The organism is Rhizobium sp. 18065 (assembly GCF_902706095.1).
Classification (GTDB): Bacteria; Pseudomonadota; Alphaproteobacteria; order Rhizobiales; family Rhizobiaceae; genus Allorhizobium.
This window is the reverse complement of record NZ_CACSJP010000003.1, coordinates 251,222-275,938: the sequence shown is the minus strand read 5'-3', so window position 1 is coordinate 275,938 and position 24,717 is coordinate 251,222. Positions and strand designations below refer to the sequence as shown.

Here is a 24,717-nt window from a genome sequence, read left to right as displayed (position 1 = left end):
CGCTGCTGTCGAAACGGGCAAACTGATTCTACATCTGTGATTCTCTCCGCCGTGGAAATACGCGATTGCGAGAAATAACAGACATTATAGTAATTTACGGCAAAGCCTCTCTGTTGCGGCTTTTATCCGTAACAGCGTGTTGCATCAACCGAGTCGCGTCAAGAGATTTTTGGTTGTCCGGCTATCCACTGCACGCATGGCGGCTTGCTGAACGGCTTGATTGGCGACCCGCCGCCCCAGTTTTGGCGGCGAAAGACAGCCATAGCGCACCCTACCCGGGACTAGCTTGTCTATCGCACACGCTGCAATGCGTATCGTTCAGCGTGTTGTCAGAAAATTCACGCATTGCCGATGTTACGCCGCCTGCCCTCAGGTCGGCTCAGCAGGCCTGGCCCGGTGAAACTCGGATACACGCGTTCCACACCGTCCCTGTGCTGACGATTGAGGGTGGGCTTCCTGCTTCTATTCAAGACAGGTCCACATCTTGCAAAGCCTGACCCAAACGAACGACAATGCAGCACTGCTGCGCCCACAGATCAGAAGCCTGACGCTCAGCGTCCTCACAGCCCTATTTCTTTTGTTCGCGACAAATCACACCTTCTGGGTGAAGGCCGCTGCGAATTACGCAAGCCAGCCGTTTGCCTTTGCCTCGCTGATCATCGGGTTGTCCGGCGCCTTCATCGCCGCCTGCGTCACGCCATCAGTAAAGTATCTGACCAAGCCAGTGTTCATCCTGCTTGTGCTCACCGCTGCATCTGCCTCCTGGTTCATGGACAGCTACGGCGTCATCATCGACGTTAACATGATCCGTAACGCGGCGGAGACCAATACGGCTGAGGCCGGTCATCTGGTGACAGCCGGTTTTGTCCTGCACATGATGCTCTACGGGATTATGCCAGCGGCCTTGATTGCCTGGGTCCGGATAGAGCATGACAGCTTCCCGAGAAAATTTGTTCGCAATATCGCAGCCATAGCCGCAGGCCTCTCACTTTTCGTTGTCGCCGGCATTTCCTTTGCCGGCACCCACGCCTCCCTGACCCGCGAACATCGCGACATGTTCGCAACGCTCAATCCGTTCGTGCCGATCGGCAAGGTGGTCGACTATGTGATCGCTAGCAACACCGAACGCAATCTGGTCGCCGCACCACTGGGCACAGACGCCAGGTTGCTCGGACTGCCTGCCGACAAGAGAAAGCCGCGCTTGACGATCATCGTCACAGGCGAAACCGCGCGTGCCGAGAATTTCTCGCTCGGCGGCTACAGCCGGACAACAAATCCCGAGCTCCAGGCCCGCGACATCTTCTATTTCAAGAATGCGACCAGTTGCGGCACGGCCACCGCGACCTCCGTACCCTGCATGTTTTCCAACCTGAAGCGCGAAGGCTATTCGCACAGCAAGGCGCTTGCGACTGAAAACCTGCTCGACGTCCTGTCGCATGCCGGCGTGCATGTCGAATGGTGGGACAACAATACCGGCAGCAAGAACGTGGCAAACCGGGTCAAGGAAGTCACTCTTTCAAATCATACGGACAAGCGCTTCTGCGCGGACGGGGAATGCCAGGACGGCGTGCTGCTTGACGGGCTCGATGCCTGGCTAGATGGAGTTTCCCAGGATACCGTTCTGGTTCTGCACCAGATGGGCAGCCACGGACCTGCCTATTATCTGCGTTATCCCGAGGCTTTCCGCCAATTTACTCCGGAATGCCAGACAGCGGAGTTTTCCGAATGCAGCCGCGAGCAGATCGTCAATTCGTATGACAACACCATTCTCTTCACCGATCACGTGATCGCTAGCATCATCGACAATCTGAAGGCGCGCGAAAGCAAGTTCTCACCGTCTCTATTCTACGCTTCGGACCATGGTGAATCGCTGGGTGAATACGGGCTCTACCTGCATGGTGCGCCCTATATGCTGGCCCCATCACAACAAACCCATGTGCCCATGCTTGTCTGGTTCGGCTCCGAGCAAAAGGCCGAGATGAACCTCGACTGCCTGCGCAAGGAGACCGAAGGTCCGGCTTCACATGACAACCTGTTTCATACGGCACTCGGCATGATGCAAGTGGACACGGCGGTACGGGATCCGGCGCTTGATCTTGCCTCTGCATGCCGCACGTCTGTCGCGACACAGTAGGGCTTTGGGCGCGATGCGATGTGGTGAACCTGCGCTCTAAGGTACGACGCTGGTGTCGAGGGGGGCAAAGCTCATTGGATCGAACTGCACATTCACTGCCTCGCCCTTTTCATTCACGGCATTGGCAAGATAACACCCGTCTTGCGACCTGATTGAGCGAACAGACCAGCCGGCTCGCTCCAGTTTCATCCGCAGGGCTTGCCTCGGCTGCCATTGCTCAAGGGGAGCATGGCATTTGCCGGACGCAGCGGCTGCTCCCGCACAGGCAATGCCGACAGAGACAATGACCAGAAACAACCTCATCTCGGCTCTCCTTTTACACAAGCAAGGACTTCGCTATGGGATCTCTGCCTGACGTTGACCTGAAGAGCCGTCTGTTCCACCCGGGCCACTAATGGACGTTGCGGCCTCAGTTCAGGTAAAGTGATCGCCGAGTGACGGATTCGTCAAAAATACAAACTTATCCACCCGACGAACTGACAGGGAAATGGCCTTGAGAATTCTTCTGGTCGAAGATGATGCGATCCTTGGCGAGGCGGTGCGCGATCACGTCAAGGCCGTCGGCCACGCCGTCGACTGGATGAAGCGCCTGGATGACGCAGTTGTCGCCCGCGAAACGATCGACTACGGACTGGTTTTGCTCGATCTGCGCCTTCCCGATGGCAGCGGCATAGGCTTTCTCAGACAAATGCGCACCAAAGGCGATACCACACCGGTCATCATCCTGACCGCCCATGACCAGATTTCCGACAGGATCGAAGGGCTGAACAGCGGCGCCGACGACTATCTGGTGAAACCCTTCAATCTTGACGAGCTGAGTGCCCGCGTTCTTGCGGTATCCCGGCGATATGCCGGCGCACCCCAGACGGTTGTCAAAATCGGACCCCTCTCGATCCGGCCAGCAGATCGGGCGGTCCGAAATGGCACAGAGGAAATTGCACTGTCCAGCCGTGAATGGGCGGTGCTCGACAGCCTGATTTCACGGCCCAGTGCCATTGTCTCGAAGTCCCAGATCGAAGAGGCCCTCTATGCCTTCGGCTCGGAGGTCGAAAGCAATACTGTCGAGGTCTATGTCAGTCGCTTGCGCAAAAAACTCGGTAAGGACATTGTCGAGACCGTTCGGGGCATCGGCTATCGCTTGGGGAAAGACGGATGACCGGCTACAGCATGACCCGCCGCCTGGTCATCTGGCTGACGGTCGCCATCTCCTGCTTCTGGTTCGTGGCAGCCGGTCTCGGCGTCATGGTGATGCAGGATGAATTTGGGGAAATCTTCGATAGTTCGCTTCAGCAGACGGCCGAACGGTTGATGCCACTGGTGGTCGACGACCTGTTTCAGCGACCGGAAACGGACACGCCGCTCAGCCTGCAGACAAGCAAGGCCGTCGCACCAGAGGATGAGCTGACCTATCAGGTACGCGATGCGACCGGGCGGGTGATCTTACATTCGCATGACAGCACAAAAGAACCCTTCAGGGCACCGCTGGTGCCAGGCTTCTGGGAGGATGAAGAGCACCGTATCTTCACCACATCGGCCGTCAGCAACACCATCTTCCTGCAGGTCGCCGACAATATGGCCCATCGACGCGAGGCCGCACTAGAAGGAGCCGGCGCGCTCCTCTTACCAATCCTGATCCTTGTACCCGGCAGCATCCTGCTTGTCTGGCTGATCGTCCGTCGTCTCGTTGCACCCGTCAGTGATCTGCGCAATGCGATCGCCGGCAAGGACAGCGGCAATATGGCCGATATCGAATTATCCTCGCTGCCGCAAGAACTTCAGCCGATCATGGCATCGGTCAATCTGCTGCTTGCCCGGTTGCGTTCAGCGCTCAGTGCCGAGCGCGAATTCACCTCCAACAGCGCCCACGAGCTGCGCACGCCGCTTGCCGGAGCGCTGGCGCAGACACAATTGCTGATCGGCGAGCTGGACGTGGGATCCAGCCAGCAGCGCGCCCGCCAGGTGGAAACATCGCTCGTCAAGCTGACAAAGCTGACCGAGAAGCTGCTGCAGCTCGCCCGCGCTGAAGCCGGGATCGGTGCGACGGACAGTGCCGTGGACCTCGTTCCTGTTCTGGATCTCGTGGTTCTCGATGCAAAACGATCCACATCGCAGCCAGAGCGCATCCGCTATCATCGCCGGCCTGGCAGCACGCTGCTGTGGCAGGGGAGCGCGGACGCTTTCGCCATCGCCATTCGCAACCTCATCGAAAACGCGGTGATCCATGGCCTGCCGGACCAACCGGTCGACATCCATATCAACGCCGACAACCACATCAGCATCACCAATGGTGCTCAACCTTTATCAAAGACCGAGATAGCCGATGTTCGGCAAAGGTTCGGAAGGGGCAAGACCGCAGCGCCCGGTTCAGGTCTGGGCCTGTCGATTGCCGAACGCCTTTTGACTCAGATGGGCGCCAGCCTGACACTTCACTCGCCGGCGCACGGGCGCGAGGATGGATTTGAGGCCCGCATTCATTTCGGACAAACGCCGTCGGAACAATAGGGCATGCTTTGCGCGCTACTTCCAGGCAACATTTGCAAGACATTACGATTGCGGCCACGACACGCATGCGTTTTCCTGATAGATCACCGGCAATGAAGATTGCAAGCAACACCCATTTGTCTGGGAAACACGGTCGAGCGGATCGACACGTTTGCGCCAGTGATCGGCGCGCGCTTGGTCTTTTCATTTCGGCCATGCAATCTTTGCTGTTTCTCCTGCTGCTCGTGCAAGGCGACTGGGGACAGACCCTGCAGCGCCATGCTGGCCATGGCCAGGCGCTTGCAGACGCACAAGACCCCAGCAACTTTCTCGCCAACCGCACGGAGACGACAAGAGCACTGGTAGCCAGTGCCGACCGTCAACGTTTCAAGGCGCGCTTCGCCGATGCGCCTGATGCAGCGCCGCCTCGACAGGCAGGCACGATTTCCGGCCGCGACGGACATAGTCCGCATGCTGCGCCAGATCCCGGTCAACTGGCCCATAGCATTGGCTCTGCGTACAGGGCACGCGCGCCACCGCTGCGCATCGCCTGACGCTTCCCCGCCCATAAAATCAAAAGCGGCGTCGCACTGTATCCTCCGACCTGGCTCCGGCTTTGTCGTAGATGGGCAGTCGCGCCCCTTGTAGGAAACACGATCTTGAGAAACTCACCCTGGAAGGTGCTGACCTATGCGGTCATCATCGTCATGGGCGTGCTGATTGCACTGCCCAATATCCTTTCCGAAAAAACGCTGGCGGCCTGGCCATCCTGGCTTCCTTCAAGCAAAATTTCACTCGGCCTCGATCTGCGCGGCGGATCGCATCTCGTTCTCGAAGTGGATCGACCGTCACTGGAAGCTGAGTGGCTGCAGAACCTGACCCAGGATGCGCGCAACACCCTGGAAACGGCCAAGATCCCCACGGCGTCCATCCGTCGCGAACAAAACAATGTCGTGGTGACCGTCAAGGACCCAGGCCAAAGACAGGCGGCCCAGACAGAATTGACCAAACTGGTCAATCAGGTCACCTGGGGCACCTCGATCGGTGTGTCGGACCTAGACATTGCCCAACGCGGCGACAGCGCGATCACGCTGCGTCCGTCCGAAATCGGCCTTTCCCACCGGATCAGCGGCGCTGTCGATCAGAGCCTCGAGATTATCCGTCAGCGTGTCGACCAGGTGGGCGTTGCAGAACCGACGATCCAGCGCGTTGGCGCGGATCGCGTGCTGGTGCAGCTTCCGGGCGAGCAGGATCCCTCGCATCTCAAACAGCTTCTCGGCTCTACCGCGAAGATGAGCTTTCATCTGCTCGGACGCACCGGGGAGCGCGGAGTATCAGCACTTCAAGACGAAGAAGGACAGACATATCCCGTCGAGGACCGGGTCCTGCTGTCGGGAGATCGCCTGACCGACGCCCGTGTCGCCTTCGATCCCAACAACAATCAGCCGGTTGTCAGTTTCCGTTTCGACCAGACGGGCGCCACACGTTTTGCCGACATCACGCGTCAGAATGTCGGAAATCCGTTTGCCATCGTTCTCGACGGAAAAGTGCTCAGCGCGCCGGTCATCCGGGAACCAATCACCGGCGGCGCCGGTCAGATTTCGGGCTCCTTCACCGTTGAAGGCGCCAATACGCTTGCGGCCCTGCTCAGAGCCGGCGCCCTGCCCGCCAAACTGAACGTGATCGAAGAGCGCACGGTCGGCGCAGATCTCGGTGGCGATGCGATCGAGCGCGGCATTCTCTCCGGCCTTGCGGGCTTTGGCCTTGTCATGGGTTTCATCCTTCTGCTTTATGGCACCTGGGGCCTGCTGGCGGTTGTCGCTCTCGCCCTCAACGTCATTCTGACATTTGCCGGCCTCAGCATCATCGGCTCGACATTGACCCTGCCCGGCATTGCCGGCATCGTGCTCGGGATCGGTCTTGCCGTGGATGCAAACGTTCTGATCAATGAGCGGATCCGCGAAGAAAGCCGCAAGGGACGTGGTGTCCACGCGGCCATCGACCAGGGCTTCCAGAAAGCCTATTCCACCATCATCGACAGCAATGTCACCGCGCTGATTGCAACCGTGCTGCTGTTCTGGTTCGGCTCCGGACCAGTTCGCGGTTTTGCCGTGACAATGGGGCTTGGCATTGCCATCTCGATGTTCACGGCAGTATCCGTTGTCCGCGTCGCGATGATTTGGATCACGACGCGCTTCAAGCTGAAGACGATCAGCATCAATGCGCTTCTGCCGATCCGCCTGATCCCGGACGGGACCAAAATCGACTTCATGAAGGCACGGCTGGTCGGGCTTGGTATTTCCGCCTTTCTGTCGATCTCATCGGTCATCCTGTTCTTCACGCCGGGATTGAACTACGGCGTGGATTTCAAAGGCGGCATCCAGATCGAAGTGTCGACGGAAAAGGCCGCCGATCTTGGCGCGTTCCGTGCCGGATTGGAGAGTCTCGGTCTCGGCGAGATCGCGCTGCAGGAGTTCGGCGACAGCAACCACATCCTGCTGCGTGTCGAGCGTCAATCAGGCCCGGAATCGGCACAAAATGAAGCTGTCGAGAAACTCAAGACGGAAATCCAGACCATCGATCCGACATCCCAGATCCAGCGCACGGAAGTCGTTGGCCCGAAGGTCAGCGGTGAACTGGCAACGGCCGGCTTCCTCTCGGTCATCCTCGCCAGCATCGCGATGCTGATCTATATCTGGAGCCGGTTCGAATGGCCGTTCGCGGTGGGCGCGATTGCGACCCTCATTCTCGACGTCACCAAGACGATCGGCTTCTTTGCCCTGACCGGTCTCGACTTCAACCTGACGGCTATCGCAGCCTTGCTGACGCTGGTCGGCTATTCGGTCAATGACAAGGTCGTGGTCTATGACCGCATGCGGGAAAACATGCGTCTCTACAAGTCGATGCCGTTCCGCGACCTGATCAACCTGTCGATCAACGAAACCCTGGCCCGCAGCATCTTCACATCGGCCACTGCCTTCCTCGCCATGTTGCCGATGGCGATCTGGGGCGGAAGCGCCGTCGAGAGCTTTGCAATTCCGATGGTCTTCGGGATCTTCATCGCGGCCTCGTCCTCTGTCTTCATCGCGGCACCGATCCTGCTCTTCCTAGGCGACTGGCGCACCAGACGCCGGGCCGCAGCCGACGTGGCAGCACAGGCAGAAGCAGCCTGAACCTTACGCGACAAACAAAAAGGCACCCGGCTCGTCCGGGTGCCTTGGCACTGGGGTGAAAAATCAGGGCCGGATAACGCCGACAACAACGCGTCCGGCAGGGGCTCTCGCGTCAGGGACCTTCCTGTTTGGCCGGTGCCTTGCCATTTTTGGCGACCCGGTCTCGGTGAAGGGCTGCGCGCGCCAGAAGCATGAAGGTCACCGGCGTGGTGACCGTGACGAAAATTCCAATCAAGACCTCATGGATCACCAGGCGCTGTGAGGTGATCGTGAAAAAGATCATCGATGCCAACATCACGCCGCCTATGCCCCAGCTGGTGCCAAGCGTAGGCGCGTGCAGCCGCTCATAGAACGTCGGCAGGCGCACAAAGCCGACAGCGCCAATCAACGCCAGCGACGCGCCGATCAGAAGAAAGAAGGACACGAGTATCGCCGCCCACAGCGGAAGGTCGGCCGTTGCCTGCATCATTCGATCACCTCACCACGCATCAGGAATTTGGCAAGTGCCACGGTCGCCACGAAACCGATCATGCCGATCACCAGCGCCGCTTCGAAATAGATCACCCGCCCCGTGCCTATGCCGAACGTGACCAAAAGCAGCATCGCGTTGATGTAGAGCGTATCCAGGCCGATGATGCGGTCCTGCGCCCGCGGCCCGCGAAACATCCGGATGGAAGCGATCGCCATGGCGCAGGCAAGCAGCATCTGCGAGAGAGACACCGCGGTGAATAGGATGACGGCGCTCATGCAAAGATCTCCATCAGCAGTTTCTCATAACGGTTCTTGATGGTGCTGACCCAGGCCTCTTCGTCGACAAGATCGAGGACATGCAGCAACACGGTCCGCTCGCGTGAATCATATTCGAGCCAGGCCGATCCTGGTGTGCTGGTCAGGATGACCGCGAGCAAGGCAAGCGCCGTGCGGTCCTCCAACTCCAGCGGCAGGAGAAGAAACCCGGAGTGATGTCCCTTTGGCCTCCCGCCAATAATCACTCGCGCAACGGCGATATTGGAGCGGATAATATCTGAAAACGCGAGCATAAACAGTTTCGGCAACAGGTACCATTTGCGCAGACGCGGCTTTTCCGGACGCAGGGCTGCAAATGCCCAGCTGGCGAAAACGGCAACGAAGGTTCCGAGCAACAGATGGCCAAGACTGAAGCCATTGAGCAGCAGCCACATGCCAACAAGCGAGAGGGTCAGGAGTGGATAGGGAAGCATCAGTTTCCTCCTATCTCTTGTGATTGGACCCTGGAAAGCGTTTCAATCGCTGCGGCATTTTTGACCGCATCGATATAGATGGTCGGATTGCTCAACGTCCGGATGGTTGTGTCCATGTAGCGCATGGCGGGACCGGCCTGGAGCGTCAGCGCGAGCGTCAGGCACAAAAGGAACATCACCGGCACAAGTTCGATGACGAGAACACGTGGAACCGTTCCCTCGATCGACGTCCAGAAAGCGCGTATGCCGGCCCGGGTCATCGCGATCAACGCCGCAACGCCCGAGAGGATAACTAGAACGACCAGCGTCCAGACTGCGGCCGTTGGCGGCACTCCTGTGGCGCCGGCACCCATCATCGCAGACAGCATCGCAAACTTGGCGACAAATCCGGACAGCGGCGGCAGGCCGGACAAAAGAATGCCACAGGCAGCAAAACAGATACCGAGAATGGCCATGGTTCCAGGCATGGCAAGTCCTCCGCCTTCCTCCACCTCGTCATCACCCTCGCCATAGGCTTCCATGGTCACTGCGAGAACGTTCGCTCCAGCGTCCTGACCCCGCTCCACCAGTTCGATCAGCATGAAGAATGCACCAATCGTCAGGGTCGAGCTGACGAGGTAAAGCAAGGCTCCGGATGACACCGCGCCATCATTGATGCCCAGCACCATCAGCATCGTGCCCGACGACACCAGAACCGAATATCCGGCAAGCCGCCCGAGTGCCTGGGAGGCAAGCACGCCGACTGTGCCGAAGATCATGGTTGCAATACCGCCGAAAAGCAGGAGTTCGGCCCCGAAACCGGCGGAAGGACCAGCGCCAAACAAAAGCATGGTCAGGCGCAGGATGACGTAGATTGCCAGCTTGCTCAGGATCGCAAACATCCCGGCGACCGGAGCGGAGGCCGCACTGTAGGCCGTCGGCAGCCAGAAACACAAAGGCCACATGCCGGCCTTGATCAGGAAGGCAATACCGAGAACACCGGCACCCGCCTCCATCAACATGCGCCGATCGGCTTCCATCTCGGGGATGCGGGCGGCAAGGTCGGCCATGTTGAGTGTGCCGGTCGTCCCGTAGATGAGGCTGACGCCGATGAGGAAGAACAGGGCGGCAACCAGGTTGACGGCGATGTAGTGCAGCCCGGCTTTTACCCGCAGAGCACCGGACCCGTGCAGCAGCAAGCCATAGGATGCGGCCAGCATGACCTCGAAAAAGACAAACAGGTTGAACAGGTCGCCCGTCAGGAATGCACCATTGACCCCCATCAACAGGATCTGGAACATGGAGTGGAAATGCGCGCCGACCGCATGCCAGCGGGCCAGGGAAAAGACAAGCGTGGCAACCGCCAGCAGCGATGTCAGTGTCAGCATCAACGCCGAAAGCCCGTCCAGCACGAGAACGATACCGAAAGGAGCTACCCAGTTGCCGACAAGATAGACGCCGTTGAATGTTTCCGATGCATTTTCAACCTGCAGCAGCACGATCGACACACCGGCAATCAAGATCGTCGAGGCAAGGCTGATCATCGCCTTCGTGACGCGGCTGCGTTCATCGACGAAGAGCAGCGACGCTGCTGCAATCATCGGCAGAAGGATCGGCAGGATGATCAGATGGTTTTGCCAGCCGGTCATTGGCCTCAGTTCCTCCCGTCAACGTGGTCGTTGCCGGTCAGGCCGCGCGACGCAAGCATGACGACCAGAAACAGTGCAGTTGTGGCGAAGCCGATGACGATCGCCGTCAGCACCAGCGCCTGCGGCACCGGATCGGTCAGAGTTGACGGAAGGACATCATCGCCAAGGATCGGCGGCACATTGCTTTTAACGCCTCCCACGCCAAAGATGAACAGGTTAACCGCATAAGACAGAAGCGAGAGACCGACGATGACCTGATAGGTCCGCGGTCTCAGGATCAGCCAGACGCCGCAGCTGGTCATGACACCGATGGCGATCGACAAAACGAGTTCCATCACCCCTCCTCAGTTCGGTTGGCCTCGATCGTACGCAGCCGGTTGATACGGATGGACTGGTGCGCCAATGCGACAAGGATCAACACGGTCGACCCGACCACCAGCATGAACACCCCGAGATCGAACAGCAAAGCGGAGGCTGCCGGCACCTTGCCGACCAGCGGCACTTCGATGTAGCGAAAATGCGAGGTCAAGAACGGATAGCCCATTGCCCAGGCACCGATGCCCGTCGTGACTGCGGTCAGCAGACCGGCCCCCATCCAGCGCAATGGCAGAATGCGGATACGGTCCTCCGCCCAGCGCGTGCCGCCCGCCAGATATTGCAGGAGGAAGGCAATCGACAGGGTCAGCCCCGCGGAAAAGCCGCCACCTGGCATATCGTGACCACGCATGAACAGGTAGACGGAGAACGTGATGATGACCGGAAACAGCCACTGCATGATGACCGACGGCACCAGCAGATAATCGCGCACCGTGTCACCGGCCGAGCGTTCGGGGCGCTCCTCATCGAAACGGTTCTGGATCTGCTGCTGTTCCGGCATTTCAAAGCTGTCTTCAGCCGGCCGGAAACGGCGTAGCAATGCATAGACTGTCAGCGCCACGACCCCGAGAACAGCGATTTCCCCCATGGTGTCGAAGCCACGGAAATCGACAAGGATGACATTGACGACGTTACGTCCACCGCCCTGCGCATAGGCATTTTCGAGGAAATAATTGGCGATCGCGTCCGGGACCGGCATCGTCATCACGGCGTAGGCGACAAACGACATTCCGACCCCGCAGACCACGGCCAGCATCAGGTCCCGAAAGCGCCGGAACCGGCCACGAAGCGTAATATGATCGTCGACGCTCACGGTCCGCTTCGGCAGCCACCGCAGACCCAATAGGATGAGAACCGTCGTCACCACTTCAACCAGCAACTGGGTGATGGCGAGATCGGGAGCGGACAGCCAGACGAATGTTATGCAGACGATCAATCCGACGCCGCCGAGCATGATCAAGGCTGCCAGCCGGTGGTACTTGGCGAGCATTGCTGTACCGATTGCAAGGCAGATACCGAGCAACCAGATCGCCGCAAAAGCCGGGTCTATACCGGTAAACGTAATGTCGCGGATTTCGAAACGCGCAAGATAGAGTGGCAGCAGTGCTGCCAGGAAACCAACGGCCACCAGCCACCGCAATTGCGGCTGGAGATTGCGCGTTCCAAACCGTCTCTCAGCCAGTCTCGCCCAACGCCAGGAGACGTCGACCAGGACACGTTCGAAAATGCGCTGCCCTTTCAGATTGCGCAGGATCGGCGGGCCGTCATCGCAGGACGCCAGATATTTGCGCAGCACGACATAAAGAATGACCCCACCCACGATCGCGATAACGCTCATCAACAGTGGGAGATTGAACCCGTGCCAGATGGACAGACTGTATTCCGGCATGTCGCTTCCCAGCACACTGGTGGCGGCGACATGCAGAAACGGGCCGATCGACATGGCTGGAACAATGCCAACTACGAGGCAGGCAATGACCAGAATTTCGATCGGGAGCCGCATGGAATGCGGCGGCTCGTGCGGCTTGGGCTTGGGCAAGTCGGTGGGTGCCGGACCGAAAAAGACCGTATGGATGAGACGCAGCGCATAGACGACGCTGAACGCTCCAGCGAGGGTCGCCACATAAGGAAGCGCCCGATCAAGGATTGAATCGGCATGGGTCTCGACAGCTTCGGCGAAGAACATTTCCTTCGACAGGAAACCGTTCAGCAGAGGAACACCGGCCATAGCCGCACTCGCGACCATGGCAAGCGTCGCGGTAATCGGCAAGAAGCGAAACAGACCGCTCAATCGCCGGAGGTCACGCGTACCGGTTTCATGATCGATGATGCCGGCCGCCATGAACAATGACGCCTTGAAGGTTGCGTGGTTGAGCATGTGGAAGATCGCGGCGACCGTGGCCAGCGGGCTGCCCAGGCTGAGAAGCGTTGTAATCAGGCCGAGATGACTGATGGTCGAATAGGCCAGAAGCCCTTTCAGGTCCTGCTGGAACATGGCGAAATAGGCGCCCAACAGCAGCGTCAGAATGCCGGCAAGTCCAACTAGCCAGAACCATTCATAGGTACCCGACAGGACCGGCCACAAACGCACCAGCAAGAAGACACCGGCCTTGACCATGGTTGCGGAATGCAAAAGCGCTGAAACGGGCGTCGGCGCCGACATCGCATTGGGCAGCCAGAAGTGGAACGGAAACTGCGCGCTTTTGGTAAAGGCGCCCAACAGGATGAAGACGAGCGTCGGCAGGTAGAGCGGATGGCTGCGGATCAGATCGCCAGATGCCAGGATCTTGTCGAGGTCATAGCTGCCGACGATGTTTCCGAGCAGAAGCAAGCCGATCAGCAGGCTGAAGCCACCAATGCCGGTAACGGTCAACGCCATACGCGCACCGTCACGGGCCGCGGCATTGTGATGCCAAAAACTGATCAGCATGAAGGAGAAAATGCTGGTGAGCTCCCAAAAGACCGAGAGCAGGATAACATTGCCGGACAGGACGATGCCGAGCATTGCGCCCATGAAGGCCATCAGGAACGAGAAGAAGCGGGCGACCGAATCGTCCTTGCCCATGTAGTAGCGGGCATAGAGCACAACGAGGAAACCGATGACCGCGATCAGCATGGTGAAGATCCATGCAAAGCCATCCAGCCGGAGGCTGAAGTTCAGGCCCAGTTGCGGAATCCATTCGAGCGAATAACGTACCGCCTGCCCATCGGAGACCGACGGATAGAAGCCTGCGGTCAGAAGGATTGCCAGAAGCGTGACCACGCCACCGACAGCGACAGGCAGATCTCGAGATTTGTTGTTCAGCAGAAAGACGCAGATCACGCTGCCAATGAATGGCAGGGCGAGCAGGGCAATCAGAAAATATGGCTCGAACGTTATCCCAAGACCTGAAGACCTTCCCAATGACTGACTGCGCCAAAACCGCCAAGCGGATCCGGAATCGCCACAACGCGCATCTGGATATTTGCGCAAAACCACTATATTATGGTGTATAGTGACCAATATGGGTAACTTATCGCATTGGGTCAACCCGAAATGACGAAAACACTGACACCCGCACTCTGTCGAGCGGCCCGCGGCTTTCTCGACTGGACACAGGCCGACCTCGCCGAGCGATCTGGCGTTTCACGCAGCACGGTCAGAGACTATGAAGGCAATCGGCACGATGTGCATCGCGCCACGGAAGCACAGCTTTGCCTGGCATTCGAGAAGGGTGGCATCCGCTTTATCGATTGTGACGCAAACCATGTCGGTCTGTCCGGCCTCAATCAGCCCGATATGCCGCAAACCTAGTTTATCCTGGAACAAGGCGCCACAGCGCTGCCAACTCAGCCGGCATTCAGTTTTATTGATATTCGGGCAGGAAGCAACGGCGACATGACTTTCGCAACCCAAACATCGACCTCAGGACAGAGGACGCGATCGAATCATGCAGAAACCCCATCCGCGTGCTACAAAGCGCGAAGCATCAAAGGACATGAGCATGGCACAGACACCGCGCAGACCCGTTAACCCGAAAGACGCAGCCGAAGCGCTTTTCAGGCCTGTCAAAAAACCAGCCGCACCCGCGATCGAACGAGCCGCCCTTCCCAACACCAAGGAACTGGTATCGATCAAGATCGACAGCGACATCATTGCCCATTTCCAGGCAGACGGACCAGGCTGGCAGGATCGGATCAACGCAACATTGCGCAGCGCGGTCGATCAAGCGTCCTGACCGTGCACGGAACGGCGCATCGCTAATTTCTGGCGCATCGGTTCAGTGCGCGATCAGCACCTGGATCCCACGCTTTTCGAACTCCTTTGCATCACGATCGGAAATACCGTCGTCGGTGATGAAAGAGTGGATGACATCGAGCGAGCCGAGACGCGTAAAGGAGGATTTGTTGATCTTGGTCGAATCCGCCACGAGATAGACATGGGCCGCGGCTTTGATCATCGCCTCCTTCAACTGCAGGTCGGCAAAGCTCGGATAGGTCAGGCCAGCATCCAGCGCCACACCGGCTGTCGCCAGAAAAAGCTTTCCGGCGAAAATATTGCGGAAATATTCGACCGACTTGTCGCCTGAAAGCGACAGCGTCGGCGACTTGAACTGACCACCCGGCATGTGCACGGCAAATGTCGGGACCGCGCCCAGAATGATGGCGATGTTCAGCGCATTGGTGATCAGCGTCAGATCGCGCCGGCTGGTCAGCCGCATGGCGATTTCGGTCGTCGTCGTGCCTGCATCAAGGATCAATGTTTCACCGTCTTTGACGAGGCCCGCGGCAAGCGCGCCGATCCGCCGCTTCTTGTCCATGTTCTCCTGATGGTGAAGCGTCATCGTGCCGGTCTGGATCGGCACGGTATTGAGGTAGGCACCGCCATGCTCGCGGGTGATGAACCCCTCGTTCTCCAGCCGTTCGAGATCCTGGCGAATGGTGGCTTCGGAAACGTGAAAAGCAGCGGCCAGCTCCCGGACACGCGCAGACCCTTCCTCCTGCAGCCATTCCAAAATGCGCCGCCGCCGTGGCTCGGACAAAAGCCCGATCATGGTCTCGGAGTTTTCCTGTTCTGTTTTCGCATCCATGGCGATCTGCCCAAACCTAAAAATTCGCAATCAAACGAAAGCGCGTCATCCCGATTAGCCCGGGATATACAGCAACAGACGCCGATATGAAATCCTCACGCTGCCTGCTGCTGCAATATCACCCGGGCCTGCAGCTTCTGCTGGATCTGGTCGACGACCACAGCCGCAATGATGACAAGACCCTTGATCACCGTCTGCCAGAAGGACGATACACCCATCATGATCAGACCGTCGGCCAGGATGCCGATGACAAACGCGCCGATGATCGTGCCACCGATGCGCCCCCGCCCACCCGACATCGACGTGCCACCGAGCACAGCTGCGGCAATGGCATTCAGCTCGAAGGTCTCGCCAGTCGCCGGATGGCTGGCCTGCAGCTGCGACGAGATGATCAGGCCGACCAGTGCGGCGCAGAGACCGGAAAACATATAGACGAAGAGCTTGGTGCGGTCGACATTGACGCCGGACAGGCCCGCCCCGCGCTCATTGCCGCCCACGGCATAGATATGCCGGCCAAGCGGCGTGCGGGTGGCAAGGTACCCAGCCATCAGCGCGACGACCACCATGATCCAGACGGACAGCGGAAATCCGAGAAAGCTGCCGGAACCGATCAGCCTGAACGTATCCGAACCATAGGCCGGATTGCCGGCGAGATTGGGGAAAGTCCGGCCGTCGGAAAACAGCAGGGCTGCACCACGCGCCACATAGAGAACTCCAAGCGTCGCAATGAACGGCGCGACATTCAACTTGGTGATCAATATCCCGTTTATCAGACCAATGAACACGCCGACGACCAGCACCAGGAAGCAGATTTCAAGCGTGTTGAACTGGATGGTCCAGCCGATGCCGAGATCGATGCCGTAAAGCACGAGATAGCCTGCAACCATGGCGCAGAGACCGACGATCGAGCCGACCGACAAATCAATACCGCCGGCGATGATGACGAAGGTCATGCCGATCGCCAGCAGCGCATTCAGCGCCACATGCTTCGAAATGATCAGCATATTGGCATAGGACAGAAAATTCGGAGCCGCGAAAGCGAAGAAGGCGAAGACCAGGATCAGGGCGACGAAGGTCCGCATGCGCAGGAGCAGCAGCACCGCAGAAGTTCCGGACGCCTTGGATCCCGCGTTCGCGGCGGTTGCGGTATTGGTAATGCTCATGGTGTTTCAACCCTGCTCAAATTGGGCGTTGCGGCGGAAATGACTGCGGCCGCGTCGGCGCCGGCGGGGAAATCCCCGGTCAGCTTGCCATTCGCCATGACGAGAATGCGATCCGAGAGGGCGAGAACCTCCTCAAGATCGGATGTTACAAAAAGAATGCCTAGGCCTTCGGAGGCCAGGCGGCGCATGGTGCGGAAAATCTCGGCCTTGGCGCCGATATCGATGCCGCGCGACGGCTCGTCCATCAACAGGATCTTCGGCTTGGTCATTAGCGCCTTGCCGATCACCACCTTTTGCTGATTGCCGCCCGACAGGCTGGAAACCGGATGTTCGAGGCTGGCGATCTTGATCGCCATGCGCTTGACGAATTCCGCCGCCTTGGCGAGTTCCGCCTTCAGGTTGAGGTGAAAGATCCGGGTAAAATCTGGCAGCGACGATAGGGTCAGGTTTTCCCGGATGGTCATGATCTGCACCAGGCCGTCACGCTTGCGGTCCTCGGGGATCAGGGCCAATCCGCGGTTGATGCGGCCGGAGACGTTTTTCTCTCGGACCGGCTGCCCGGATATAAACAGCGCACCGGTCGATGTCGGATGCTGGGCCATGATGCATTCGAGCAGTTCCGAGCGCCCTGCCCCCATCAGGCCGTAAAGCCCGACGATTTCACCTTCACGCACCGACAGGGACATGTGGTCGACGGCATAACCGCCGGCGGGGCTTGGCAGGCAGACATTCTCGACCCTGAAGACTTCGTTGCCGAGTGCATGGTCCCCGGTCTTGGGGAACTCCTTCGAGGCGCTACCAATCATATTGGCAACGATCCATGGAATATCGACGCCCGCCATCGAGCGCGAGCCGGTGATGACGCCGTCGCGCAACACGGTGATATAATCACCGATGCGGATCAACTCTTCCAGCCGATGCGAGATATAGACAATACCGACGCCCTGGCGTTTCAGGTCGCCGATGACGCGAAATAGCACATCGACTTCAGCAGCAGAAAGCGCAGACGTCGGCTCGTCCAAAATCAGGATGCGGGCGTTTTCCGCCAGCGCTTTGGCAATCTCGATGATCTGCTGCTGACCGATGCGCAGGTTGCCGAGCAGGGTTTCGGGATCGATGTCCTGCTCAAGCCTCTTCATCAGGGCCGCTGCGGCCTCAGTCTGCGCGGCGCGATTGATATGGATGCCCGCACGGGTCTTTTCGTGACCGATGAAGATGTTCTCGGTCACCGTCAGGTTCGGAAAAAGATTGAGTTCCTGGAAAACGATACCGACACCATGGCGGGCCGCATCCGACTTGTCGGAAAACACCACCTCGGAACCGTCAAGCGTGATCGTGCCGCCATTCAGCTGTTCGACGCCGGCAATCACCTTCATCAAGGTCGATTTGCCCGCGCCGTTTTCACCGACCAGAACGTTGACTGCGCCCATGCGCAGGTCGAAATCGACATTCTTCAGCGCCTGCGTGCCGGGATAGAGCTTCGAACCACCGCGGATCGAAAGACCGATGGGATGGTTTTCGCTCATGGCGCCACCTCCAGTGAAACCGGCGTGACCATAGGCACTTCGCCGGCAGAACGGATCGAGACAGCTCCGACGAACGTGACCGTCTTGCCCTTCAGGCCCGTTTCAGGGACAGCCAGTCCAGAGACTGCCTTGTCGTTCAGGGCACGGCCAAGCTTGGCATACTCGATCTGGTCGCGGAACGTGGAGAAATCATAGATTGCCGAAGTGTCGCGGATGGCCGAACCCTTGACCACCGGCCCAAGCTGCAGCGTGGCATCGGCCGCGCCGTCACCGTCGAAATCCAGTTGCGCCACGGCAGCCTTGGAGACCAGATCGGCATCGACGACAGGTGCCGTTCCCTTCACCGCGAAATTCCAGCCACCACCGGCACCGCCGACACGCAGACCATAGGTCTTGCCGGCATCATCGAGGTTGGCCTTGATTGCGGCGAGCAAAGTCGGCATATCGACCGCCTTCTCTGTAAGCTTGGGCACAAGCTTGGCTTCATAGGTGGATGCAACCAGAGTGGCGATCCGCTCCTGATCACCGCCCGGACCGTTGGCCGCAGCTTCTTTGCCAGCCTCTTCGGTCTTGACCAGCTTGCAGCCGGACAGACACAGGGCAGCGAGCATGCCTGCGGCAAGGATTTTTTTCATATTCATGGGACAACCGAATTCGTGAGCATCAACTGATCCTCCCAAGGGAATATCCCCTGGGAGGTGTTTGCCTGGGCTCAGTTGGACAGGGCGAAGGTTTCGAGTTTCGCCGCGTTGTTTGCATCGATGAGCACGCAATCCATCAGCTGCTTTTCTTCAAGCCCGGTGGAGCCGGTCTTGATGAACTTGTCAGCCTGTTCGACTGCCAGCTGGGCCTGGCTATAAGCCGGCTGCAGCACGGTGGCCTTGATACCGCCGTTCTTGATCGAATCGCGCACATCGTTGGAACCGTCGAAACCGACGACGATGACATCCTTGCGGCCGGCCGCTTCAAGTGCTGCATAAGCACCCATGGCCATCGTGTCGTTGCCGGAGATCACGCCCTTGATGTCCGGATGTGCCTGCAGCATCGATTCCATCACCGTATAGGCTTCCGTCTGCGACCAGTTTGCCGTCTGCTTGGCAACCGATTTCAGGCCGGAATACTGGTCGATGACATCGTGATAGCCCTGCGAACGGATACCGGCATTGGTGTCGGATTCCTTACCCACCAGTTCGGCATAATTGCCTTCTTCGCCCATCAGCTTGACGAAGGCTTCCGCACCGAGCTGTGCACCCTGATAGTTGTTCGAAACGATCTGTGATACCGCAACACCCGTGGTGGTGATTTCGCGGTCGATCAGAAAGGACGGTATACCCTTGTCCTTGGCTTTCTGCACGGCAGCGACAGACGCATCGGCGCCGGCGTTGTCGAGGATGATCGCCTTGACACCGGCAGCAATGGCGGAATCGAAGAGCTCGTTCTGTTTGTTGGCATCGTCATCATGCACCAGCACCATCGTGTCGTAGCCAAGCTCCTTCGCCTTGGCTGCAGCACCATCGGCTTCCGCCTTGAAGAACGGATTGTCGTGACTGGGCGTGATGATCGCGATCGTGTCGGCAGCCATGGCGTAGCCCGGCACGACGCCCGACAGAGTGAGCATGCAAACGGACACAAGCAAACGTCGAGTGATTTTCATGAGAACCTCCCTTTCTCAACAAGTCGCCCGCTGGCGACCCTGCATATTTTCTATCGAGTATTGTCGTTTGGTGTCAATATGTTTTTGTTTTGCGCTGCACCAAGAGCAATTGCAGCGCAATAACGCCAGATGCGCTTCACATTTCAGCATATTGCTTAGTTTCAGGGCTTGAAATTGCCAAATCGGCAAAATTCCGCTTGATGAAATTTTTAAGTTATGGGAAATAACGCATACAAACGAAAATAAACAAAAGCATTCATCAACGTGTCGGAGCGTGATGTTGCAATGAAAGGGAGGCAGGATTGAACCGTATCATTCGCAAAACCATTGCGCCTGATATCGCCGGAAAGTGCCGGACATGTTCTATTCTGTGCGAGCGCGGCGACCAAACGCCCAGTCATACAAATGGAGGAAATCTATGAGCAATCAGCGTTATGGTGCCGGCATCTGGCACTTTGCCACCTATCTCGATCGCTATGCCACGGATGGCTATGGCACACCGCGCACGATCATCGACGCGATCGATCTGGCAGGTCAGGTCGCCGACCTTTCGGTGGTTGACATCAACTATCCCTTCTTCGGCGGCGATTTCAGCAATGCCCAGGTCAAGCAGGCGCTGGACCGCAACAAACTCGGCGTCATCGGTATCACGCCGGAAATCTACACACGCAAATTCGTCAAGGGCTCCTTCACCAATCCCGACGCAGGCGTTCGCCGGCGCGCGCATGAACTGGTCACCGAAGCCTGCGATCAGGTCCGTTATTTCGGCGCTGACTATGTCAAGCTGTGGCCGGGCCAGGACGGCTGGGACTATCCGTTCCAGGTCGACTACGGCACCCTGTGGCAGCATTCGCTCGACGGCGTCGGTCAGCTTGCCAGCGAAAACCCGGATCTGAAATTCGTCATCGAATACAAGCCGCGCGAGCCGCGCGTGCGCATGAGCTTCGGCTCCGTTGCCCGCACCCTGCTTGGCATCGAGAAGATCGGCCTGCCCAATGTCGGCATCCTGCTCGATTTCGGCCATGCGATCATGGGCGGTGAATCGGCTGCCGACAGCGCCCAGCTCGCCATCGACTACGGCCGCCTTTTCGGCATGGACGTCAACGACAACTACCGCTCCTGGGATGACGATCTCGTCGCAGGCAGCTTGCATCCGCTCGAACTCTTCGAATTCTTCTACGTGCTCAGGAAGAACAAGTGGGAAGGCGTCTGGCAGCTCGACCAGTTCCCATTCCGCGAAGACAGCGTGGCAACCGCCAATCACGCGATCGACTTCCTCAAGGCCGCCTCGAAGGGTCTCGACGCCCTCGACGTCGATGCATTGAAGGAAGCGCAAAGCCGCCACGACGCAATCGGCGCATTGAAGATCGCCCAGAAGGCCCTGTTCGGCGCCATGTAGGGCGCCGGCAGCAACGAGCCAAGATTGGGACTGAAAGGCTTATGAATATGTTGAAGAACGATACGGCCGTAACAATCCGGGAAAAGGCCCTCTGGATGCGCCGCAGGGCATTCCAGATGGTGTTCGACGCCCAACTCGGCCATCCCGGCGGTGACTTTTCGGCCATTGATATCATCGCGACGCTCTATTTCGGCGTGATGCGCTACGATGCGACAAAGCCGGACATGGCCGAACGCGACCGCTTCATCATGTCGAAGGGCCACGCAACGGGAGCGCTTTACACCGCGCTCTGTGCCGCCGGCTACTATCCGGAGGACTGGCTGCACACCTATATGCAGCCGCAGTCCAAGCTGAACGGCCACCCCAATCGCAATTATCTGCCGGGCGTGGAGACTAATACCGGGCCTCTCGGCCACGGTGTACCTGTCGCGCTCGGCATCGCCATCGCCGGTCAGATGACAAACAGCGATTACCGCACCTTCGTGCTCACCGGTGACGGCGAATTGCAGGAAGGCTCGAACTGGGAAGCGGCGATGAGTGCCGGCAACCGCAAGCTCGGCAATTTCACACTGATCGTCGACCGCAACCGCCTGCAGCAGGGCATGGGTACGGAAGAGACCAACGGGCTCGACCCGCTGGATGACAAGTTCCGCGCCTTCGGCTGGGACGTCGCATTTGTCGATGGCCACGACGTGCCGGCACTGCTTGATGTCCTGAGCCCCGCCCCCGGCGGACGCTCCAAGCCGCTCTGCGTCATTGCCAATACCATCAAGGGCAAGGGCGTGTCGTTCATGGAGAACAAGGCATCCTGGCACCACGGCGTGCCGAATGCAGAACAACTCGATATCGCAATGAAGGAACTGGTGTAATGGCCGCTGCCGCTGCAAAACAGGAAGGCTATTTCGACTGCCGTGATGCCTGGGCACAGACGCTGGAAAGCCTGGCCGAACAGGATCCGCGCATCGTCGCCGTGGTCAATGATTCCGTCGGCTCGTCGAAGCTCGGCGGCTTCCAGAAGAAGTTTCCCGAGCGCCTGATCAATGTCGGCATTGCCGAACAGAACATGGTCGGCGTCAGCGCAGGCCTTGCCAATGGCGGACGCATTCCCTTCGTCTCGGCCGCATCCTGCTTCCTGACCGGCCGCGCACTGGAACAGATCAAGGCCGATATCGCCTATGCCAATTTCAACGTCAAGCTGGTTGGCCAGTCCTCCGGCGTCGCCTATGGCGAACTCGGCCCGACACACCATTCCATCGAAGACTTCGCCTGGCTGCGGCCGCTGGATGCGATCACCGTGGTCGTGCCGGCAGACCCCTGGGAGACAGCAGAAGCGGTGAAATGGGCGGCCAGCCACGAAGGCCCTGTCTATCTGCGCCTGAGCCGCATGCCGGTTCCGAACCTCGAGATCGCCGACCGCAAGTTCCGTGCCGGCAAGGCCGAACTTGTGCAGCAGGGCTCCGACGTGACGCTGATTGCCTGCGGCACCATGGTGCATCTGGCTGCCAAGGCCGCGATTGCACTGGCGGCAGACGGCATTTCGGCCCGTGTTCTGAACATGGCCACCCTCAACCCGCTCGACGAGGCAGCCGTGGCGGCGGCGGCCCGCGAAACGGGGGCGATCGTCACCATCGAGGAGGCTGGCATTCGCGGCGGTCTCGGTGGGGCGGTCGCTGAATTCACCGCCGGCAACGTGCCGGTTCCGGTCGAGCGCATGGGCTTTCCCGGTTTCGTGCCGACCGGATCGGTGGAATGGTTGTTCGAGCATTTCGGCCTCACGGTTCCCGGCATCAAGAAAGCCGCAATCACGTCGATCGGGCGCAAACGCGGATGAACACAAGCGTCAGCCATGTCATCGCCATCGACCAGGGCACGACCAATACCAAGGCCATCCTCGTCGATGGTTCCGGCAAGGTCATCGCCAAGGCATCGGCGCCGCTGAAATCCTCCTATCCGAAGCCCGGCTGGGCCGAACAGTCGGCCGACGACATCTGGGCCAGTGTCCAGCAGGCGATTGCCGAGATCCGGGCTGCAAGCGCCGTCGAGATCAACGGCCTCGCGATTGCAAACCAGCGAGAAACACTGGTGGTCTGGGACAGCCAGACCGGCCAGCCGATTGCTCCGGCCATTCTCTGGCAATGCCGGCGCACGGCAAAAGTCTGCGCCGACCTGATCGAAAGCGGTGCAGATCCGATGGTGACGGCCGCGACCGGCCTTTCGATCAACGCGCTGTTTCCGGCGTCCAAACTGGCCTGGGTCATGGAACATGTGCCTGAGGCCAAGACGTTGTCGGCCGCCGGCCGGTTGCGGGCCGGAACCGTCGATGCCTGGCTTCTCTACAAGCTGACCGATGGCCGGGAGTTTGCCACCGACCATTCGAACGCCTCGCGCACGCAGCTGTTCAATACCGGAAACCTTGCCTGGGACGAGAGCCTTTGCAGGTTCTTCGGCGTGCCGCAGTCGGCACTGCCAATGCCAAGACCGTCTGACAGCCCGTTCGGCCACACGGCCGACGGAACGACAGCACTCGGACCGGACATTCCGATCCTTGCAATGATGGGCGACAGCCATGCTGCACTCTACGGCCACGGCGTGCGCAAACCAGGCCTGGTCAAGGCGACCTATGGCACAGGTTCGTCGCTGATGACGCTGACATCGCAGCGCATCATGTCCAATCACGGCTTGTCGAGCACGATTGCCTGGAGTGACCGCCACGGAACGGCCTATGCGCTGGAAGGCAACATCACCGTGTCGGCCCAGGCCGCCGCCTTTGCTGCAACGATGCTCGGACTCGCCGACGCGCAGGCCCTGTCGGACCTCGCTCAGACCGTTGACGATTCCGCTGGTGTCACCTTCGTCCCGGCGCTCGCTGGCCTTGGCGCGCCGCATTGGAATGACAATGCCACCGGCACCATTTCCGGTATGACACTCGCGACACAACCCGCACATGTCGCACGCGCCACCTTCGAGGCAATCGCGCTTCAGATTGCCGACGTGTTCTCCGCCATGGAAAAGGATATGGGCTCGGCTCTGGCGGGATTGCTGGCCGACGGCGGCGCATCCGCCAACAGTTTCCTGATGCAGCTGCAATCCGACATTCTTGATCGACCGGTCTCTCGCGGTGATCAGGCGGAGGTCGGCGCCATGGGCGTGGCCAGGATGGCACTGCAATCACTTGGCATCGGAGCGGAAACAGGCGGGCATGCAGGGACGCAAAATTTCATCCCGGGGCAGCTGGCGGGCGCCGAACGTGATCGGATCACCCGGCGCTGGGCAGAGGCGGTCGCCCGCGTCACGTCTTAGACTTCAAATCCAGGCGACAATCGAGTGGCCGAGAAAATCCAGCAGGCACGCAACAGTGTGTTCATTGCTGCGGCGCAAAATAGCACATCGGCG

General features: G+C 59.1%; 23 protein-coding genes. 11 read left to right on the top strand and 12 right to left on the bottom strand.

The features are described 5' to 3' along the window. The first annotated feature begins 484 nt into the window (after positions 1-484). A complete protein-coding gene (locus GVK95_RS09945) occupies positions 485-2,134 on the top strand; it encodes a phosphoethanolamine--lipid A transferase (protein WP_159949028.1) in 1,650 nt (549 codons plus the stop codon). 36 nt (positions 2,135-2,170) lie between these two features. On the opposite strand, the gene GVK95_RS09940 is transcribed toward GVK95_RS09945, so the two are convergent. Next, positions 2,171-2,437, bottom strand: a complete 267-nt coding sequence (locus tag GVK95_RS09940; RefSeq protein ID WP_159949026.1) for a PepSY domain-containing protein — start codon at positions 2,435-2,437, stop codon at positions 2,171-2,173. A gap of 190 nt (positions 2,438-2,627) precedes the next feature. Here GVK95_RS09940 and GVK95_RS09935 point away from each other — a divergent pair, with 190 nt between their 5' ends. The 4 genes from GVK95_RS09935 to secD all read left to right on the top strand — a co-directional run bounded on the left by GVK95_RS09935 (position 2,628) and on the right by secD (position 7,788). Continuing rightward, positions 2,628-3,290 carry a response regulator transcription factor gene (locus GVK95_RS09935; RefSeq protein ID WP_159949024.1) on the top strand — a complete coding sequence of 221 codons (663 nt, stop codon included), beginning with the start codon at positions 2,628-2,630 and terminating at the stop codon, positions 3,288-3,290. Continuing rightward, entirely contained in the window at positions 3,287-4,636 is a 1,350-nt protein-coding gene (locus tag GVK95_RS09930) for a histidine kinase dimerization/phospho-acceptor domain-containing protein (RefSeq protein ID WP_159949022.1), read from the top strand. Before GVK95_RS09935 ends, GVK95_RS09930 begins: the two co-directional genes overlap by 4 nt. 194 nt (positions 4,637-4,830) lie before the next feature. After that, positions 4,831-5,169 (top strand): hypothetical protein, encoded by a 339-nt coding sequence (locus GVK95_RS09925; RefSeq protein ID WP_159949020.1) that lies wholly within the window; start codon positions 4,831-4,833, stop codon positions 5,167-5,169. A 105-nt stretch (positions 5,170-5,274) separates the two neighbouring features. After that, complete coding sequence (gene secD, locus GVK95_RS09920; protein ID WP_159949018.1) at positions 5,275-7,788, top strand: protein translocase subunit SecD; 2,514 nt, start codon at positions 5,275-5,277, stop codon at positions 7,786-7,788. A 112-nt stretch (positions 7,789-7,900) separates the two neighbouring features. Here the strand turns inward: secD and mnhG are convergent, their stop codons facing one another. The 6 genes from mnhG to GVK95_RS09890 are packed head-to-tail and all read right to left on the bottom strand — an operon-like array spanning position 7,901 to position 13,892. Beyond that, entirely contained in the window at positions 7,901-8,254 is a 354-nt protein-coding gene (gene mnhG, locus GVK95_RS09915; protein ID WP_200844255.1) for a monovalent cation/H(+) antiporter subunit G, read from the bottom strand. Next, entirely contained in the window at positions 8,254-8,535 is a 282-nt protein-coding gene (locus GVK95_RS09910; RefSeq protein ID WP_007601146.1) for a K+/H+ antiporter subunit F, read from the bottom strand. Before GVK95_RS09910 ends, mnhG begins: the two co-directional genes overlap by 1 nt. After that, positions 8,532-9,008: a Na+/H+ antiporter subunit E gene (locus tag GVK95_RS09905; protein ID WP_159949003.1), complete on the bottom strand. Its 477-nt coding sequence runs from the start codon at positions 9,006-9,008 to the stop codon at positions 8,532-8,534. The genes GVK95_RS09910 and GVK95_RS09905 overlap by 4 nt, the downstream gene beginning before the upstream one ends. Then, a complete protein-coding gene (locus GVK95_RS09900; RefSeq protein ID WP_159949001.1) occupies positions 9,008-10,636 on the bottom strand; it encodes a monovalent cation/H+ antiporter subunit D in 1,629 nt (542 codons plus the stop codon). The genes GVK95_RS09905 and GVK95_RS09900 overlap by 1 nt, the downstream gene beginning before the upstream one ends. A gap of 5 nt (positions 10,637-10,641) precedes the next feature. Then, the gene (locus tag GVK95_RS09895) at positions 10,642-10,971 is read right to left on the bottom strand and encodes a Na+/H+ antiporter subunit C (RefSeq protein WP_007601124.1); all 330 of its coding nucleotides are present in this window, start codon (positions 10,969-10,971) and stop codon (positions 10,642-10,644) included. Then, positions 10,971-13,892, bottom strand: a complete 2,922-nt coding sequence (locus GVK95_RS09890; protein ID WP_348532453.1) for a monovalent cation/H+ antiporter subunit A — start codon at positions 13,890-13,892, stop codon at positions 10,971-10,973. Before GVK95_RS09890 ends, GVK95_RS09895 begins: the two co-directional genes overlap by 1 nt. A gap of 156 nt (positions 13,893-14,048) precedes the next feature. On the opposite strand from GVK95_RS09890, the gene GVK95_RS09885 reads away from it, so the two are divergent. Continuing rightward, positions 14,049-14,306: a helix-turn-helix transcriptional regulator gene (locus GVK95_RS09885; protein ID WP_159948999.1), complete on the top strand. Its 258-nt coding sequence runs from the start codon at positions 14,049-14,051 to the stop codon at positions 14,304-14,306. A gap of 190 nt (positions 14,307-14,496) precedes the next feature. Then, positions 14,497-14,730, top strand: a complete 234-nt coding sequence (locus GVK95_RS09880; RefSeq protein ID WP_159948997.1) for a BrnA antitoxin family protein — start codon at positions 14,497-14,499, stop codon at positions 14,728-14,730. Positions 14,731-14,772: 42 nt separating this feature from the next. On the opposite strand, the gene GVK95_RS09875 is transcribed toward GVK95_RS09880, so the two are convergent. The 5 genes from GVK95_RS09875 to GVK95_RS09855 form a co-directional block, all read right to left on the bottom strand. Next, positions 14,773-15,582, bottom strand: coding sequence for a DeoR/GlpR family DNA-binding transcription regulator (locus tag GVK95_RS09875; RefSeq protein WP_159948995.1), 810 nt, complete (start codon positions 15,580-15,582; stop codon positions 14,773-14,775). A gap of 95 nt (positions 15,583-15,677) precedes the next feature. Further along, positions 15,678-16,745 (bottom strand): ABC transporter permease, encoded by a 1,068-nt coding sequence (locus tag GVK95_RS09870; RefSeq protein ID WP_159948993.1) that lies wholly within the window; start codon positions 16,743-16,745, stop codon positions 15,678-15,680. Then, positions 16,742-18,271 carry a sugar ABC transporter ATP-binding protein gene (locus GVK95_RS09865; RefSeq protein ID WP_159948991.1) on the bottom strand — a complete coding sequence of 510 codons (1,530 nt, stop codon included), beginning with the start codon at positions 18,269-18,271 and terminating at the stop codon, positions 16,742-16,744. The genes GVK95_RS09870 and GVK95_RS09865 overlap by 4 nt, the downstream gene beginning before the upstream one ends. Beyond that, on the bottom strand, positions 18,268-18,912 hold the full coding sequence (locus tag GVK95_RS09860; RefSeq protein ID WP_200844254.1) for a DUF2291 domain-containing protein: 645 nt from the start codon (positions 18,910-18,912) through the stop codon (positions 18,268-18,270). Before GVK95_RS09860 ends, GVK95_RS09865 begins: the two co-directional genes overlap by 4 nt. Before the next feature lie 71 nt (positions 18,913-18,983). Beyond that, a complete protein-coding gene (locus GVK95_RS09855; RefSeq protein ID WP_159948989.1) occupies positions 18,984-19,925 on the bottom strand; it encodes a D-ribose ABC transporter substrate-binding protein in 942 nt (313 codons plus the stop codon). Between the two features lie 418 nt (positions 19,926-20,343). On the opposite strand from GVK95_RS09855, the gene GVK95_RS09850 reads away from it, so the two are divergent. From GVK95_RS09850 to GVK95_RS09835, 4 genes are read left to right on the top strand one after another with little or no spacing between them, the layout of a single operon-like run. Further along, complete coding sequence (locus GVK95_RS09850) at positions 20,344-21,324, top strand: TIM barrel protein (RefSeq protein WP_159948987.1); 981 nt, start codon at positions 20,344-20,346, stop codon at positions 21,322-21,324. 41 nt (positions 21,325-21,365) lie between these two features. Further along, complete coding sequence (locus tag GVK95_RS09845) at positions 21,366-22,193, top strand: transketolase (protein WP_244618723.1); 828 nt, start codon at positions 21,366-21,368, stop codon at positions 22,191-22,193. Beyond that, positions 22,193-23,155: a transketolase C-terminal domain-containing protein gene (locus tag GVK95_RS09840; protein ID WP_159948985.1), complete on the top strand. Its 963-nt coding sequence runs from the start codon at positions 22,193-22,195 to the stop codon at positions 23,153-23,155. Before GVK95_RS09845 ends, GVK95_RS09840 begins: the two co-directional genes overlap by 1 nt. Continuing rightward, positions 23,152-24,624 carry an FGGY family carbohydrate kinase gene (locus tag GVK95_RS09835; RefSeq protein WP_159948983.1) on the top strand — a complete coding sequence of 491 codons (1,473 nt, stop codon included), beginning with the start codon at positions 23,152-23,154 and terminating at the stop codon, positions 24,622-24,624. The genes GVK95_RS09840 and GVK95_RS09835 overlap by 4 nt, the downstream gene beginning before the upstream one ends. Positions 24,625-24,717 lie beyond the last annotated feature (93 nt).

Coding starts and splice junctions, on each gene's coding strand:
- GVK95_RS09860 (WP_200844254.1), bottom strand. CDS start 18,912: ATGAATATGAAAAAAATCCTTGCCGCAGGCATGCTCGCTGCCCTGTGT.
- GVK95_RS09940 (WP_159949026.1), bottom strand. CDS start 2,437: ATGAGGTTGTTTCTGGTCATTGTCTCTGTCGGCATTGCCTGTGCGGGA.
- GVK95_RS09865 (WP_159948991.1), bottom strand. CDS start 18,271: ATGAGCGAAAACCATCCCATCGGTCTTTCGATCCGCGGTGGTTCGAAG.
- GVK95_RS09925 (WP_159949020.1), top strand. CDS start 4,831: ATGCAATCTTTGCTGTTTCTCCTGCTGCTCGTGCAAGGCGACTGGGGA.
- GVK95_RS09930 (WP_159949022.1), top strand. CDS start 3,287: ATGACCGGCTACAGCATGACCCGCCGCCTGGTCATCTGGCTGACGGTC.
- GVK95_RS09900 (WP_159949001.1), bottom strand. CDS start 10,636: ATGACCGGCTGGCAAAACCATCTGATCATCCTGCCGATCCTTCTGCCG.
- GVK95_RS09905 (WP_159949003.1), bottom strand. CDS start 9,008: ATGCTTCCCTATCCACTCCTGACCCTCTCGCTTGTTGGCATGTGGCTG.
- mnhG (WP_200844255.1), bottom strand. CDS start 8,254: ATGCAGGCAACGGCCGACCTTCCGCTGTGGGCGGCGATACTCGTGTCC.
- GVK95_RS09855 (WP_159948989.1), bottom strand. CDS start 19,925: ATGAAAATCACTCGACGTTTGCTTGTGTCCGTTTGCATGCTCACTCTG.
- GVK95_RS09880 (WP_159948997.1), top strand. CDS start 14,497: ATGGCACAGACACCGCGCAGACCCGTTAACCCGAAAGACGCAGCCGAA.
- GVK95_RS09850 (WP_159948987.1), top strand. CDS start 20,344: ATGAGCAATCAGCGTTATGGTGCCGGCATCTGGCACTTTGCCACCTAT.
- GVK95_RS09845 (WP_244618723.1), top strand. CDS start 21,366: ATGAATATGTTGAAGAACGATACGGCCGTAACAATCCGGGAAAAGGCC.
- GVK95_RS09875 (WP_159948995.1), bottom strand. CDS start 15,582: ATGGATGCGAAAACAGAACAGGAAAACTCCGAGACCATGATCGGGCTT.
- GVK95_RS09840 (WP_159948985.1), top strand. CDS start 22,193: ATGGCCGCTGCCGCTGCAAAACAGGAAGGCTATTTCGACTGCCGTGAT.
- GVK95_RS09885 (WP_159948999.1), top strand. CDS start 14,049: ATGACGAAAACACTGACACCCGCACTCTGTCGAGCGGCCCGCGGCTTT.
- GVK95_RS09835 (WP_159948983.1), top strand. CDS start 23,152: ATGAACACAAGCGTCAGCCATGTCATCGCCATCGACCAGGGCACGACC.
- GVK95_RS09910 (WP_007601146.1), bottom strand. CDS start 8,535: ATGAGCGCCGTCATCCTATTCACCGCGGTGTCTCTCTCGCAGATGCTG.
- GVK95_RS09870 (WP_159948993.1), bottom strand. CDS start 16,745: ATGAGCATTACCAATACCGCAACCGCCGCGAACGCGGGATCCAAGGCG.
- GVK95_RS09895 (WP_007601124.1), bottom strand. CDS start 10,971: ATGGAACTCGTTTTGTCGATCGCCATCGGTGTCATGACCAGCTGCGGC.